The organism is Rhodococcus huquni, assembly GCF_055231055.1.
Genome location: NZ_JBUYWE010000002.1, coordinates 544,226 through 559,456 on the forward strand (window position 1 = coordinate 544,226; position 15,231 = coordinate 559,456).

Below are 15,231 nucleotides of genomic sequence, written 5' to 3' on the forward strand. Positions count from 1 at the left end.
CGATGTCGTGGTCCGGGCGCGGAACGCGTAAGAAGCGAGGCGGAATCCTGCGCAAGCTGGTGATCGCCGTGGCGATCTTCCTTGTGCTGGTACTGATCGCGATCGTGCTCTGGTACATCCTGGCCGGTCGTGGCACCAAGATCACGCCCACCCCGCCCGGACCCGAACGTCCCTCGGCGCAACCCGCGAGTTGCCCGGACGTGCAGGTCCTGTCCGTTCCGGGGACCTGGGAGTCCTCGTCGACGGACGACCCGTACAACCCGACCGCGAACCCGGCATCGCTGATGCTGAACATCACTCAGCCGTTGCAGGCGCAGTTCGATCCGTCGCGTGCCGATGTCTACACGGTTCCGTACGTCGCCCAGTTCTCGAACCCGGTCGCCATACCGCCGGACGGGCAGGAGTCGTACAACAACAGTCGTGGCGAGGGGACGCAGCGCGCCACGGACCTGCTCGCCAGTAGGCACGAGGAGTGCCCGCTGACCAACTACCTGCTCGTCGGCTTCTCGCAGGGTGCCGTCATCGCCGGAGACATCGCCGCCTCCATCGGCGCTGGCGACGGCCCGGTGCCCGCAGACCAGGTGCTCGGTGTCGGTCTCATCGCGGACGGCCGTCGTGATCCGGCTGCGGCTACCAACGTTGGTCAGCCGGTCGCGGGAGTGGGCGCCGAGCTGTCGCTCGCCGGCCTGAAGGTTCCCGGCATCTCGATGACCGGTCCGCGTGAAGGCGGGTTCGGTGAACTCGGAGATCGCGCCGTCGAGATCTGCGCGCCCTCGGACGGAATCTGCGATGCCCCGCCCGGAGCGTTCAAGCCGGGGAACTGGCTGGCGAGTGCGTCACGGCTGCTCGAGTACTTCAACAACCCGGTGCACGCGATGTACAACAGCTACGTCGTCGACGAGTCGGGGACCACTTCGACGCAGTGGATCACGAACTGGGCGAGCGAGAAGATCGAGGCTGCTCCGACGCCCCCACATGAGTGATAGCCACAAACTGTATTTGTGAGATGCTCCAAAGGTGTGCTCGTCGCCACTACTCGCCGGTAGAGTGCGTTCTCCGTCCCTTGTAGAGTGCGATTCGGTAAACCGGGCGCCGTCACCACAGGAGAAGCAATACATATGAGTTCCGCCGAGGGCAGTTCGCTGCGCAAGTTCCGATTCGCAGCCGGTGGAGAGGGCAACGCCGACGAAGGCGGAGCACGCCGGTTCGTCAAGCTCGCACAGAAGGCCGAGGAACTCGGCTTCGACAGCTTCATGATTCCGGATCACCTCGGCAACCAGGTCGGCCCGATCGCGGCGCTCGGCGCACTCGCTGTCGCCACGGACAAGATTCGTCTCGGGACGGCGGTTCTGGCCAACGGCTTCCGGCACCCGGCCATCCTGGCCAAGGATGCCGCCACGATCGACGTACTGTCCGGCGGGCGTCTCGAGCTCGGCATCGGCGCGGGCTGGATGAAGGAAGAGTTCGACAAGGGCGGCATCGACTACGAGCGTCCCGGCGTTCGGATCGCCAAGCTCGAGGAGTCTCTCCAGATCCTCGACACCTTGCTGCGCGGTCAGGAGTGCAACTTCGACGGCGAGTACTACCAGATCAAGGGACTCACCGGCAGCCCGCGCCCGCGTCAGGGCCCGCGTCCGCCCATCGCCGTCGGCGGCGGCGGCCCCAAGATGCTGGCTCTCGCGGCCAAGTACGCCGACATCATTTCGGTGGCGACCCCGACGAGCAAGGAAGGCAAGCTGCTGCTGTCGGGTATCACCCTCGAGAAGACGATGGAGCGCGTCGACCGGATCCGCGAAGCAGCGGGTGACCGGTTCGACGACATCGAACTCAACTGGACGATCACCACCATCGTCATCACCGACGACCGTGAGCAGACTGCAGAGATGGCGCTCGGCGCGATCGATCAGGGGTTCCCGCCCAACATCGAGGCGGACGTGAAGTTGTCGGTCGACGAAATTCTCAACTCCCCGTACCTGGCCATCGGCTCCTTCGAGGAGATCGCCGACCAGATTCGGATGGTGCGGGAGAAGACGTCCATGTCGTACGTGGGTGTGTTCCCGACCCAGATGGACGCCTTCGCGCCGATCATCTCTCAACTGTCCGGCGAATAGTGACCGATGCGGATCTGTAACATATCGGGGGTTTCGAACCGATAGTTCGGTTCGGGGCACGTGTGCTGTCGGCACGGAGCCCATAGTTGATTGATTGACAAGATCCGATTCAGCGAAGGAAGTCAGGGGCGCGAGGCAGACACCACGGTGTGTGCTTGTGTGATCGCTTCGGAGGAGAAGGAATGAACGCGAAGTTCGACGATTTCATCGACGAGACGGGCCAAATTCGGCTCACACCGGGAAATACCCTGGTGGACTACGTCGAGCGCCACACCCGCGAGAACGCGGACGAACTGGCGTACCGCTACATCGACTACTCGCGTGAGCGTGACGGCGAGGCGCACGAGCTCAACTGGGAGCAGTTCGGCTACCGTCTGCGCGCTGTCGCGGCTCGTCTCCAGCAGGTCACAGAGCCCGGCGATCGGGTCGCCATTCTCGCGCCGCAGGGTCTCGACTACGTCATCTCCTTCTTCGCCGCCATCTTCGCCGGAACCATCTCCGTGCCGCTGTTCGATCCGGACGAGCCCGGTCACGGCGATCGTCTGCACGCGGTTCTCGGGGACTGCAAGCCCACGGCGATCCTCACGGCGACCTCGTCCGCGGCGGGTGTTCGCCAGTTCTTCCGCGCCCTGCCCGCAGCCGAGCGTCCGCGTGTGATCGCCGTCGACGCCATCCCGGACAGCGTCGGCGAGACGTGGACCCGTCCGCCCACCGATCTCGACGACATCGCGTACCTGCAGTACACGTCGGGTTCCACCCGCACCCCCGCAGGCGTGGAGATCACCCACCGCGCCGTGGGTACCAATGTTCTGCAGATGGTCGACTCGATCGAGCTGAACGAGAACTCGCGCGGCGTCACCTGGCTCCCGCTGTTCCACGACATGGGCCTGCTCACGGTGATCCTGCCCGCGCTCGGCGGCAAGTACATCACCATCATGAGTCCGCGCGCGTTCGTGCAGCGGCCCTACCGGTGGATCAAGGAACTGGCCGCCGTCTCCGACGGTGCAGGCACGTTCGCCGCTGCCCCCAACTTCGCGTTCGAGCATGCCGCGGCGCGTGGCCTGCCCAAGAACGGCGAGACGCTCGATCTGAGCAACGTCATCGGCCTCATCAACGGCAGCGAGCCGGTCACCACCTCGTCGATGCGCAAGTTCAACGAGGCCTTCGCGCCGTACGGACTGCCCAAGACGGCGATCAAGCCCTGCTACGGCATGGCCGAGGCCACGCTGTTCGTCTCCGCGACCAAGCACTCCGACGAAGCCCGCGTCATCTACGTGGACCGAAACGAGCTGAACGCCGGTCGCGTCGTCAAGGTCGACAAGGACGCAGAGCATGCGATCCCGCAGGTCGCCTGCGGTTACGTCGCGCGGAGCCAGTGGGCGACCATCGTCGACCCCGAGACCCGCACCGAGCGTCCCGACAACGAGGTCGGCGAGATCTGGCTGCACGGCAAGAACATCGGTATCGGCTACTGGGGTCGCAAGGACGAGACCGAGGCGACGTTCCACAACAAGCTCGCGACCCCGCTTTCCAAGGACAGCCATGCCGAGGGAACGGCCGAGGACGCGAACTGGATGCGTACCGGCGACTACGGCGTGTACGTCGACGGCGAGCTCTACATCACCGGTCGCGTGAAGGACCTCGTCATCGTCGACGGGCGCAATCACTACCCGCAGGATCTCGAGGCTTCGGCTCAGGAAGCCAGCGACGCGCTGCGTCCCGGATTCGTGGCGGCGTTCTCGGTGCCGGCCAACCAGCTACCGCCGGTGGTCTTCGAGAACACCCATTCGGGCCTGTCGTTCGACGCGGACGATTCCTCCGAGCAGCTGGTCCTCGTCGCCGAGCGTGCGCCGGGTGCCGGCAAGGCAGATCCGCAGCCGATCGCCGACACGGTGCGCGGTGCCATTTCGGTCCGCCACGGTGTGACGGCTCGCGACGTCCTTCTGGTCCCCGCCGGCTCGATCCCGCGTACGTCGAGCGGCAAGATCGCTCACCGTGCCTGCCGGGCGGCCTACATCGAGGGGACTCTGCGTGGCGGACACACGCAGACGGCGTTCCCCGACAGCGTGTCCGAATAGTCCTCCATGACGGGTAGCTTGGTGTATTGATGGCTGAAAATGTTGACGACCGGACCGCTTCTGATGCCGCGACGGGGGATATGACCGTCGCGCAGCTGCGTGACTGGTTGCGCGGATGGATTGCCGACGCGACCGGTCAGCCGGTCACCGCAATCACCGACGATCGTCCGATGGAAGAGTTCGGGCTCTCGTCGCGGGATGCCGTGGCACTCAGTGGTGAGATCGAGGAACTGGTGGGGGTCACCCTCACCGCCACGGTCGCGTACCAGCATCCGACCATCGCGTCGCTGGCCACCCGCATCATCGAGGGCGAACCCGAGCTGCCCGACAGCGCGGGGGACGAGGCTTTCTACACGTCCGGCGCGGTGTCGGATTCGCACGACATCGCGATCGTCGGCATGGCATCACGCTTCCCCGGCTCGGGGGTCACTCCCGCCCAGATGTGGGAGCAGCTGATCGAGGGCCGCGACGGCATCTCGGAACTCCCCGAAGGCCGCTGGGAGGAGTTCACCTCCGACCCGGCCATCAAGGCGGCCGTCGAGAAGGCCAACACACAGGGCGGCTACCTCGACGACGTCGCAGGTTTCGACGCCGAGTTCTTCGCCATGTCGCCGCTCGAGGTCGCGAACGTCGATCCGCAGCAGCGGCTCGCGATGGAGCTGACGTGGGAGGCGCTCGAACACGCTCGCATTCCCGCGAACCAGCTCAAGGGCGAACAGGTCGGCGTCTTCGTCGGAAGTTCGGCCAACGATTATCAGTTGCTGGCGGTCAGCGACCCGGTCACGGCGCACCCCTACGCGCTGACCGGTACGTCCACTTCCATCGTCGCGAACCGCGTGTCGTACTTCTACGACTTCCGTGGCCCCTCGATTGCGGTGGACACTGCGTGCTCGTCGTCGCTCGTCGCCGTTCACCAGGCTGCCCGTTCGTTGCGCTCCGGCGAGTCGAACGTCGCGCTGGCCGGTGGCGTCAACATGCTGGTGGCCCCGGCGGCCACCCTCGGATTCGATCAGCTCGGCGTGATGGCCCCGAACGGTCGCATCAAGGCGTTCTCCTCCGACGCGGACGGCATGATTCGTGCCGAGGGCGGCGGACTCGTCGTCTTGAAGCGTCTCGAGGACGCCGAGCGGGACGGCGACAAGGTGCTTGCAGTGATTGCGGGCAGCGCTGTCAACCAGGACGGACGCTCCAACGGACTCGCTGCTCCCAACCCGGACGCTCAGGCGGACGTGCTGCGACACGCTTACCGTGACGCGGGCATCGTCCCCACCGGCGTCGACTACATCGAGGCGCACGGAACGGGCACCATTCTCGGTGACCCGATCGAGGCGGACGCTCTCGCGCGCGTCGTCGGCCGTGGCCGCGACGAAGACAAGCCCGCGTTGCTCGGCAGCGCGAAGACCAACTTCGGGCACCTCGAGGCGGCGGCCGGCGCGGCCGGGCTCATCAAGGTCGTCCTGGCGATGCAGGAGAACAAGCTCCCCGCCTCGCTCAACTACGCGGGCCCCAATCCGTACATCCCGTTCGACAAGGCGCACCTCGAGGTAATCTCGGGGGTCACCGAGTGGCCCAGGTACACGGGCAAGGCCGTCGCCGGTGTGTCGGGCTTCGGTTTCGGTGGTACCAACGCGCACGTCGTCGTCCGCGAGTACGTCCCCGCCGAGTCGGAGGAGCAGGACGCCGCTCCGGTCGCCGAGGCTCCCGCCGAAGACGTGACCGTGGTGCTCCCGGTGTCGGGCGCTCTGCCGTCCCGCCGTCGCAGGGCAGCCGCAGACCTCGCGGACTGGCTCGAGACCGAGGTGGGCAGCCAGACTCCGCTCACCGATGTCGCCCGCAGTCTCGCTCGGCGCAACCACGCGCGTTCGCGTGCCGTGGTCCTGGCCAAGACACGCGCGGAAGCCATCACGGGTCTGCGCGCCGTCGCGGCCGGCAAGCCCGGCCAGGGTGTCTTCTCGGCCGATTCGCCGTCCTCGAAGGGCGCGGTCTGGGTGCTGTCGGGCTTCGGTTCGCAGCACCGCAAGATGGCCAAGCAGCTGTACCAGGAGAACCAGGTCTTCGCGAAGGCGATCGACGAGGTCGACGTGCTCATCGAGGACGAGGCCGGCTACTCGATGCGCGAGAAGTTCCTCGACGACGCGATCGACTACGACGTCGAGACCTCACAGGTCGGAATCTTCACGATCCAGATCGGTCTCGCCGCGCTGCTGCGCCACCACGGCGCCGATGCCGAAGCGGTCGTCGGTCACTCGATGGGCGAGGCGGCTGCCGCGTACCTGTCGGGTGGACTGTCGCTCGAGGACGCGGTCCGCGTCATCTGCTCGCGTTCGCGTCTGATGGGCGAGGGCGAGTCGACGCTGCAGGGCGACGACATCCGACTCATGGCGCTGCTCGAGTACAGCTCCACGGAGATCGAAGCGCTACTGCCCAAGTACCCGAAGCTCGAAGTGTGCGTGTACGCGGCGCCGACCCACACGGTCATCGGTGGTCCGCAGTCGGACATCGAGGCCATCGTCGCCCACGCCGAGGGCGAAGAGAAGATGGCACGCGTCCTGCAGACCAAGGGCGCGAGCCACACGTCCCAGGTCGATCCGATCCTCGGCGAGTTCGCTGCCGAGCTCGCCGGAATCGAACCGACCAAGCTGAAGCGCGGCGTCTACTCGTCGGTCGATCAGGAGACGTACTACCGGGCGGGCCACGATGCGGTTCACAACGAGGCGTACTGGGTGAAGGGCATGCGGCACAGCGTGTACTTCACGCAGGCCGTGCGGCTCGCTGTCGGCAACGGCCACACCACGTTCGTCGAGCTCGCACCCAACCCGGTCGCGCTCATGTCGGTGGCCGCCACCGCATTCGACGCCGGACTCCACGACGTTCAGCTCATCCAGACACTCAAGCGCAAGGAAGACGAGCCGCTCGGCGTGCTCGCGGCCCTGGCCCAGCTGTACGTACACGGTCATGCCGTCGACCTGAATTCGCTGCTACCCGAGGGCGAGTACGCGGACGTTCCGCGTACCGCATGGACTCGCAAGCGCTACTGGCTCGACAATCGGATCAACTCGAGCGGCAACACGCGGGCCCCCGGTTCGCACGTTGCACTACCCGACGGTCGCCACGTGTGGGAGGTGCAGGCGGGCAACATCACCGAGTTGCCGGCGCTCGTCACGGCTGCGGCGTCCCAGGTGCTGTCGGACGTCACCCTCACCGCGTCGATTCCGCACGCAGCGGTACCGACCGCGGGCACGCTGACCACCACGCTCAATCCGCATCCGGGTGGAGCATCGATCCAGGTCCACGCCAAGGACGGGTCGGCTTTCACCCTGCTGTTCGACGCGGTCGTCACGTCCGGTGAGGCGCTGTCGGAGCCGGTCACCGCGCCGATCGCCGCGCCAGCCGTCGAGCAGAGCACCGGACCGGTCGAGACGTTGCCCGAGGTCGTCGAGGACATCGGCGACCGGTGGGATCCGAACGGGTCGCAGTCGATGGACGACCGTCTGGCGTTCATCGTCGCGGAGTCCATGGGCTACGCGCCGGAGGATCTGCCCGCCGAGATCCCGCTGATCGAGCTGGGACTCGACTCGCTGATGGCAGTGCGCATCAAGAACCGCGTGGAGTACGAGTTCGACATTCCTCAGCTGCAACTGCAGGCCGTGCGCGACGCCAATCTCCTCGAGGTGGGCAAGTACCTGCGCTACGCGATCGAGAATCGCGAAGAGGTGCAGGCGCTCGCCGACAAGCAGAAGGCGGAGAAGGAAGCAGAAGAGGCAGCCGAAGCAGCGGGCGCCACGGGGGCAGCCGGCGTCACGGAGACCGAGGCGTCCACCGAGCCTGCAGCGCAGGACGAGGTGACGGTTCCCGAAGAGGAGACCGTGATCCCGGAGGTCGGCGAAGACGACGTCCCACCGCGCGACGCCGCAGAACGACTGACCTTCGCGACCTGGGCGGTCGTCACCGGATCGTCCGCGAAGGGCATCTTCAACACTCTCCCGATCCTCACGGACGAGGTGGCGGAGAAGTTGTCCGCTCGTCTGTCCGAGCGTTCGGGCGGTGACGTGACCTTCGACGACGTCCTCGATTCCACCACTGTCGAAGAACTCGCCAACGTGGTGCGCGGATTCCTCGAAGACGGCGGAAAGATCGACGGACTGGTCCGCACGCTGTCGCCGCGCCCGGAAGGTTCCACGGCCACACCGGTGTTCGTGTTCCACCCAGCCGGCGGTTCCACCGTGGCGTACGAGCCGTTGCTGCGTCGTCTGCCCAAGGGCACGCCGATGTTCGGCCTCGAGCGGACGGAAGGCCCGATCGAGACGCGCGCGGCCGAGTACCTGCCGCTCGTGCGTGAGATCCAAGGCGACGGCCCGTACGTGCTGTACGGCTGGTCGCTCGGTGGCGTGCTGGCGTACGCGGTCGGCAAGCTGCTGCGCGAGTCCGGCGCGGACGTTCGCGTCGTCGGCCTGATCGACACCGTGATGGCCGGTGAAGACATGGAAGAGACTCCGGAGGAGAACAAGAAGCGCTGGCAGCGGTACGCGGCGTTCGCGAAGAAGACGTACAACGTCGACTACCCACTGCCATACGACAAGCTTGCGGCCGCGAAGACCGACGAGGAACAGATCAAGATCCTCGGCGAGCTCCTCAAGCTCAGTGGCGCAAAGATTCCCGGTGGCATCATCGAGCATCAGCGGACGTCGTACCTCGACAACCGCGCGCTGCTCACGGCCAAGGCGGAGCAGTACGACGGCGACGTCGTTCTCTACCTGGCCGACAAGTACCACGACGATGCCATCGCACTCGAGCCTGCGTTCAAGACGCGCAAGCCCGACGGCGGCTGGGGTGACGCGGTCGAGAACCTCGAGATCATCCATATCGGAGGCGATCACATCCAGATCGTCGACGAGCCGTACATCTCCAAGATCGGTGCGGATCTCACCAAGAAGCTCGCGGCCATCGATCCCGCGGGAACAGGAGCGACCGAGTGACAACATCGACGACGGCAGAGAAGCTGGCCGAGCTACGCGAAAAGCTCGATTCGGCTGAAGTGCCCGGTTCGGAGCGTGCCCTCGCCAAGCGCAAGGCGAAGGGTATGCCGTCGCCGCGTGAGCGGATCGACATGTTGTTCGACGAAGGTAGCTTCATCGAGACCGGCAAGCTCGCGAAGATGCAGGGTGACGCCTCGAATCCGTACGGCGACGGCGTCGTCACCGGGCACGGTCGCGTGAACGGCCGACCGGTCGCAGTGTTCGCCCACGACCAGACGGTGTTCGGTGGCGCGGCTGGAGAGATGTTCGGCCGCAAGGTCGCAGCGATCATGGAGTTCGCCGCGAAGAACGGCTGCCCGTGCGTCGGCATCAACGAATCGGCTGGTGCCCGTGTGCAGGACGCGGTGACGTCGCTCGCCTGGTACGCGGAGCTCGGTCGCCGTCAGGAACCGTTGTCCGGGATGTGCCCGCAGGTCTCGATGGTGCTCGGCAAGAACGCCGGTGGCGCCGTGTACGCGCCGATCAACACCGATATTGTGGTCGCCACGGACGATTCGTACATGTTCGTCACCGGGCCGGACATCATCAAGTCCGTCACCGGCGAGGACGTCAGTCTCGACGAGCTGGGCGGGGCCCGAAACCAGGCCCAGTACGGCAACATTCACCACGTTGCGCCCGACGAGAAGGCTGCCTTCGAGTGGGTTCGTGAGTACTTGAGCTTTCTCCCGTCGACCTGTCACGAGTTGGCGCCGATCGTCAATCCCGGACTCGAACCCGAGATCACCGACAGCGACCGCGCACTCGATTCGTTCATGCCCAATGCCGACAACGCCGGCTACGACATGCACGACATCCTGCTCGGGATCTTCGACGACGGAACGTTCCACGAGGTCGGTGCTCTGGTCGCGCCCAACATCATCACCGGATTCTCACGTGTCGACGGACGCTCGGTCGGAGTGGTGGCCAACCAGCCCATGTTCCTGTCCGGAGCGCTGGATGCCGCCAGTTCGGACAAGGCTGCGCATTTCGTGCGCCTGTGCGACGCATTCGACATCCCGCTGGTGTTCGTCGTAGACACCCCCGGCTTCCTTCCAGGGCTCGAGCAGGAGAAGGTCGGCGTCATCAAACGCGGTGGCCGCTTCCTCTTCGCATTCGTCGAGGCCACTGTTCCCAAGGTCACCGTCGTGATTCGTAAGGCGTACGGCGGCGGCTGGGCCGTGATGGGTTCCAAGCAGTTGGGCGCGGACATCAATCTCGCGTGGCCGACCGCCCGTATCGCCGTCATGGGTGCCGAGGGCGCCGTGAACATCATGGGCCGCAGGCAGATCGAGGCCGCAGGTGACAACGCGGATGCTGTCCGCCGCGAGCTGGTGAACTTCTACAACGAGAACATCGCCACGCCGTACATCGCAGCCGAACGCGGCTACATCGACGCGGTGATCGAACCGTCGACCACCCGCCTCGAGATCCGCAAGGCACTGACGCTGTTGCGTGACAAGAAGGTCGAGCGCAACCCGCGCAAGCATCACCTTCTCCCGCTCTGATTTTTCCCTCCCCCCTTTCCGACCAATGTCACACCGGTTCAGCTGACGCGAACCGGTGTGACATTGGTCGGGGGTGGTGGGGTAGTTTCGCGCGGTTGTCCACAGGCAGAGGGTTGTCCACTGGCGGGTTCTGCCGGCCATATTGGTCCGCTTCTGTCCGAGTAGGTACTGCATCCTGACCCCATGTTGCGGGGAACCTGGGTGGAGAACCACCACGAAATTGTTGCTGCAAGCTGTGATGGCGTAGTGCGGTCGGCTGCGCTCGAGCAGTTCGAGATCGGCCGGGCCACGGTGTCCTCTCGTTGCCGGCCGGGCGGGCCGTGGCAGCGGATGTTGCCGGGGGTCGTTCTACTCCACAACGGTCCGCCGTCCTGGAATCAGCGGGTGGTCGCAGCTCTCGAATATGGCGGGCCACACGCTTTGCTGTCGGGTCATGCCGGGCTTGCGGCGCTGGGGTATCCGGCGGCATCGTCGATTAATCAGGTGTTGCTGCTGGTTCCGTCGACGCAGCATCGTCGTGACGTCTCGTACGTGACCGTCGAACGCACATGGCGTCAGCCAGAGGCAGTACGGCGCGGGCACCCTGCGTACGGCGCCGGTGGCCCGATGTCTGCTGGATGCGTCGCGGCGCATGTCGAACGCGAACACCTGCCGGGCCCTGCTCACCGAGGCACTACAACGCGGCGACGTGACCGTGAGCGAACTGGTCGGAGAACTGTCGGCGGGCAGCGACCGAGGCAGCCGCGTTCCACGCGCCGTGCTGAGGGAACTGACGGACGACGCGCATTCCGTCGCGGAGGTGCAGGCACAGAAGCTGTACGCGACGAGCGGGTTGCCCCCGATGATTCACAACCGGGATATCGCGGTGGACGGAAAGTGGATAGCTCGGCCCGACGGTTGGCTGGACGGCGTTGCGATGGCGTGGGAGATCGATTCGCTTCGCTATCACCTGTCGGCGCAGCAACACGAGGCGACGATAGTTCGGCGGGCGCGCATGCAGCGCGCCGGAATCGTGGTGGTCACGCACCTGCCCAAGCAGCTGCGCTCGGAACCGGCGACGGTCCTGGCGGACCTTCGTGCGGGTTGGGAGCTGGCCGTGTCACGCCCGCGTCCGGCTGTTCACCTGATCGGTGCCCACTAACCCACCCCGACCAATGTCACACCGGTTCGCGTGAGCTGAACGTGTGTGACATTGGTCGGGGGAGGGGGAGGCTAGTAGACGCGCAGGGTCCCGGGTTTCCACCAGCCCCAACGGGTTTCTTCGGCTGTCTCGACGGTTGCCGGGGTTGCGTCGGGGTAGTGCCTGTCGTACTTCTCGAGTGATCCCCAGTCACGACCCCAGTCGTCGCGCAGATAGGTGGGGATGGTGGTGGCGCCGGCCATCGACTCGGTGAAGCCGAGTGGGCCACCGTTTTCGGCGGCCTGCCAGGTGTCGGTAGAGCTGATGGCGAGCGGCCGGTCCGGGAGGATCCGGTAGTTGGGCATCTCTGCCACGCCGTACTCGTGTGAGAACGGACGCTGGCACGGGAACTGCAGTCCTACAGCCCAGTCCAGCAGCACGGGCTGCTCGCGCCCGACCACGGTGTCGAGATCCTGCATCTGTGGGACGCGCGGGGGAGTGAACGCGAACCACTGGTCGCCAGTCAGGTTCGGGTCGTTGGCGACGATACGCACGGTGTCCGTGTCGGGTGCGAGTTCGTCGATCGGAATGCGCAGGTTGCGCCACGACGGCGCGGGCCCGACGTCCTTGGGCAGGTAGGTGCCTTGCGAGACCACGGTGCCGTCCGGTTGGCGCTTGCCGTATTCCAGCACCAGGGACTGTCCGTAGGTGACGGCCCCGCTGATGTCGACGGACCAGATGCGACCGGCCGCGGAGACGATCACCAGTGGTGCGTCCTCGCTACGCTCCGGCAAGGCGTACCAGCTCGAGGTCAGAGTAGCGGGTTCCTGCACACCCTCCTGATAGCTGCCCATGACCGGCGTGATCTCGGGATCGAGCCCGAATGGAAGTTTCGCGCTGCTGCCGTTGGCGCCGACAGCACCTGTGCCGCCACTCGTACCGGCGCTGGAACCCGTCTCGAAGGTGGGCCCGACGCTCTGATTGTCGGTGTTGCCCATTCCCTGTTTCACCTCGACGAAGTCGGCGGTGAGGTCGGTGGGGATTCCGTTGGGTGAGAAGCCACGTGGACTGTCGCCACCGAGTGGATCGTTCGGATTGGTCAGGACCTGGCCGGGCTCCGGTACCGGCGCGAGGTTGCCGGAGTTGGTGTCGGACTCGACGAGTACGTCCTTCGCCAGCCCACAGGTTTCCCCGGCCAGCGATTGAATGTTGGAGCGCGCCAACGAATACGCCGGGTACTGCGAGACGGCGCCCTTGGCGAGCGACGCCACCTCGAGCAGGACCATCAATCCGGCTATCACCGTGAGCGGAGCGGCAGCGAACTTGCGGATTCGCCTGCCCTTCTGGGTGTTCGACTTCGGCGGCGACGGCGCATAACCCTCACGCATGTACTGCCACGCACCGAGCGCGACAGCGAGTCCGAAGAGGACGAGGAACAGCGTGTTGGATTCGCGGCCACCGAGCGAGATGGTCTTGTCGAACCACGGCACTCCGTAGCTCGACACGTACCAGTAGCCGTTGATACCCGCGAACGTCAGCGCCAGCATCAGGAGCAGGCCGGCGAGGAAGATCGTGCGGTTACGCCGCGAACGAAGTGCCGAAGCGGACACCGCCACGGCAGTCAGTGCGGCAAGCGAACCGGCGATGCCTGCGTACGCACCGAAGTGGTGAGTCCACTTGGTGGGGTTGAACATCATGAAGAAGATGGTTCCGAACACGACGCCGAGCAGGCGCCACGAAGGCCCGATTCCGGCGCCGGGAATCTTCTTGCGCCGCAACAGCACGAACAGTGTCGTGAAGAGGCACAGGATCATCGTCAGGAACGCGAAGCGCCGGGCGACGGAGCCGTCGACGGTGGGGACGAAGAGGTAGTAGTACCGCAGGAAGTCCTTGTACCACTCGAGATTGGGGCCGATCAGGGTGCGGACCCGGGTCGCTTCCATCACGGATGCCAACGTCTGGTCCGCGAACACGACTACGAGAACCAAGGCTCCCGCCGCGAGGATCGGCGCGATCAGCGGCCACGTCCCGACGAGACGGTGTCGTTTGACGACGATGTGGACGAGAGGCCTGGCGCCCGCGAGCAACGCGGCGATACACATGAGGCCGGTCGGCGCCGCCGCAAGTGTGAACGCACCGATGAGCACCGCCGCGGCGGCCGGCAACAACCTGCCTGTCGCAATCGCGCGCTCGATGGAGCACCACGTCAGCAGGGCGCCGAGCGCGACGATGGGCTCGGGGCGAAGCCCGTTGTTGTAGGGCAGCCAGAAGGCGAGGAACACCAGTCCGCCGGTCCACAGCGCAACGCGATTGCCCCGAACCGCTCGTCCGAGGCGCGGCGCGACCTCACGGCTGATCACCAGCCAGCACAGGATTCCGGCGATCAGCGCGGGGAGGCGCATGAACACGCTGGCCGTGGAGATCTTGGTCATTTCGGCGAGGACGTCGTAGTACCAGCCGAACGGCGCCTCGGGGACACCGAACCAGCGGAAGTAGTTGGCCATGTATCCGGCGCCGTCGGAGACTCGGGCCATGGTGAGGAGGTAGCCGTCGTCGGCGGTGTTCGCGCCGATGAAGTGCCAGACGAGCAGAGTGCCCACGATGAGGCCGTCCAGCCCGGTCACCTTCGTCCAGTGTGCGGGGAAGAAGCGGCGGTGGCCGCGGCCGTCGGTGCCGTCGAGACGACCGAGTGCAGCCATGGCGATGAGGGTGAAGAGGACCGCGCCGATCATCGCCACCGTCTTGACGAACGTGGGGCTGGACGAGAACCGTGAGTCGACGTCCACGGTGAACGACAGTCCGTCGGTTGCGGTGCCCTCTGGAAGATCGGTGAAGATGCCGACCACCTGCGGTCGGAGGTCGCCACCGAGCTCGCCGACGACGGGCGCGCCCTCGTCGTTCACCAGGCCGGTGAATTCGGCTCTCGTGCGGTCGATGTCGGAGCTGAGGACGAGGTTCGAGCACTGCCCGGACTGAACCTGGTCACGAGGGGCCGACGCGATCGTCACGTTTCGGTCGAGGACGTCGACCGTGTCGGCGGAAACCCGCACGAACAGCGCATTCAGTGCCGCGCCCTCACCCTGCGGCGGCGCGGTCGCGAGCAGGATTCCGCCACGCTCGTCCATGTCGGCGACCGTGGTGCACGGGATCGTCGCCTCGATGTCGACCGGAGCCTGCGACATCAGTGGCGACTCGAGGTCACCGACCGATCCGTTCTGCGGCCACTGCACCGTGGCAGTCGTCTGCGTGACCGGCATGAACGGCGTCGCGAGCGCGAGCAGAAAGCCGATCAAACCGGTCACGACCGCGATCAGTCGAACGTTTCGATACTCCGAGTGTGGGTCGGATGTGGTGGCAGGAACTGCTGCGACGTCGGGCACGGTTGTCGATCGTATGTCAACG

At 65.8% G+C, this 15,231-nt stretch carries 6 protein-coding genes and 1 pseudogene; 6 read left to right on the top strand and 1 reads right to left on the bottom strand.

The window, feature by feature from the left end; genetic code table 11:
- Nucleotides 1–2: 2 nt before the first annotated feature.
- The 6 genes and pseudogenes from ACZI8R_RS06140 (at nt 3) to ACZI8R_RS06165 (ending at nt 11,850) form a co-directional block, all read left to right on the top strand.
- The gene (locus ACZI8R_RS06140) at nt 3–983 is read left to right on the top strand and encodes a cutinase family protein (protein ID WP_463378684.1); all 981 of its coding nucleotides are present in this window, start codon (nt 3–5) and stop codon (nt 981–983) included.
- A gap of 135 nt (nt 984–1,118) precedes the next feature.
- Complete coding sequence (locus ACZI8R_RS06145; RefSeq protein ID WP_463378685.1) at nt 1,119–2,111, top strand: LLM class F420-dependent oxidoreductase; 993 nt, start codon at nt 1,119–1,121, stop codon at nt 2,109–2,111.
- A 182-nt stretch (nt 2,112–2,293) separates the two neighbouring features.
- Nucleotides 2,294–4,189 (top strand): long-chain-fatty-acid--AMP ligase FadD32, encoded by a 1,896-nt coding sequence (gene fadD32, locus ACZI8R_RS06150; RefSeq protein ID WP_463378686.1) that lies wholly within the window; start codon nt 2,294–2,296, stop codon nt 4,187–4,189.
- 80 nt (nt 4,190–4,269) lie between these two features.
- Nucleotides 4,270–9,165 (top strand): polyketide synthase Pks13, encoded by a 4,896-nt coding sequence (gene pks13 / locus ACZI8R_RS06155; protein ID WP_463378777.1) that lies wholly within the window; start codon nt 4,270–4,272, stop codon nt 9,163–9,165.
- Nucleotides 9,162–10,709 (top strand): acyl-CoA carboxylase subunit beta, encoded by a 1,548-nt coding sequence (locus ACZI8R_RS06160; protein WP_463378687.1) that lies wholly within the window; start codon nt 9,162–9,164, stop codon nt 10,707–10,709. Before pks13 ends, ACZI8R_RS06160 begins: the two co-directional genes overlap by 4 nt.
- Before the next feature lie 183 nt (nt 10,710–10,892).
- A pseudogene (locus tag ACZI8R_RS06165) lies at nt 10,893–11,850 on the top strand (hypothetical protein).
- A gap of 71 nt (nt 11,851–11,921) precedes the next feature.
- Here the strand turns inward: ACZI8R_RS06165 and ACZI8R_RS06170 are convergent.
- On the bottom strand, nt 11,922–15,209 hold the full coding sequence (locus ACZI8R_RS06170) for an arabinosyltransferase domain-containing protein (protein ID WP_463378689.1): 3,288 nt from the start codon (nt 15,207–15,209) through the stop codon (nt 11,922–11,924).
- Between the last annotated feature and the right edge of the window lie 22 nt (nt 15,210–15,231).

Coding starts and splice junctions, on each gene's coding strand:
- ACZI8R_RS06145 (WP_463378685.1), top strand. CDS start 1,119: ATGAGTTCCGCCGAGGGCAGTTCGCTGCGCAAGTTCCGATTCGCAGCC.
- fadD32 (WP_463378686.1), top strand. CDS start 2,294: ATGAACGCGAAGTTCGACGATTTCATCGACGAGACGGGCCAAATTCGG.
- pks13 (WP_463378777.1), top strand. CDS start 4,270: ATGACCGTCGCGCAGCTGCGTGACTGGTTGCGCGGATGGATTGCCGAC.
- ACZI8R_RS06140 (WP_463378684.1), top strand. CDS start 3: ATGTCGTGGTCCGGGCGCGGAACGCGTAAGAAGCGAGGCGGAATCCTG.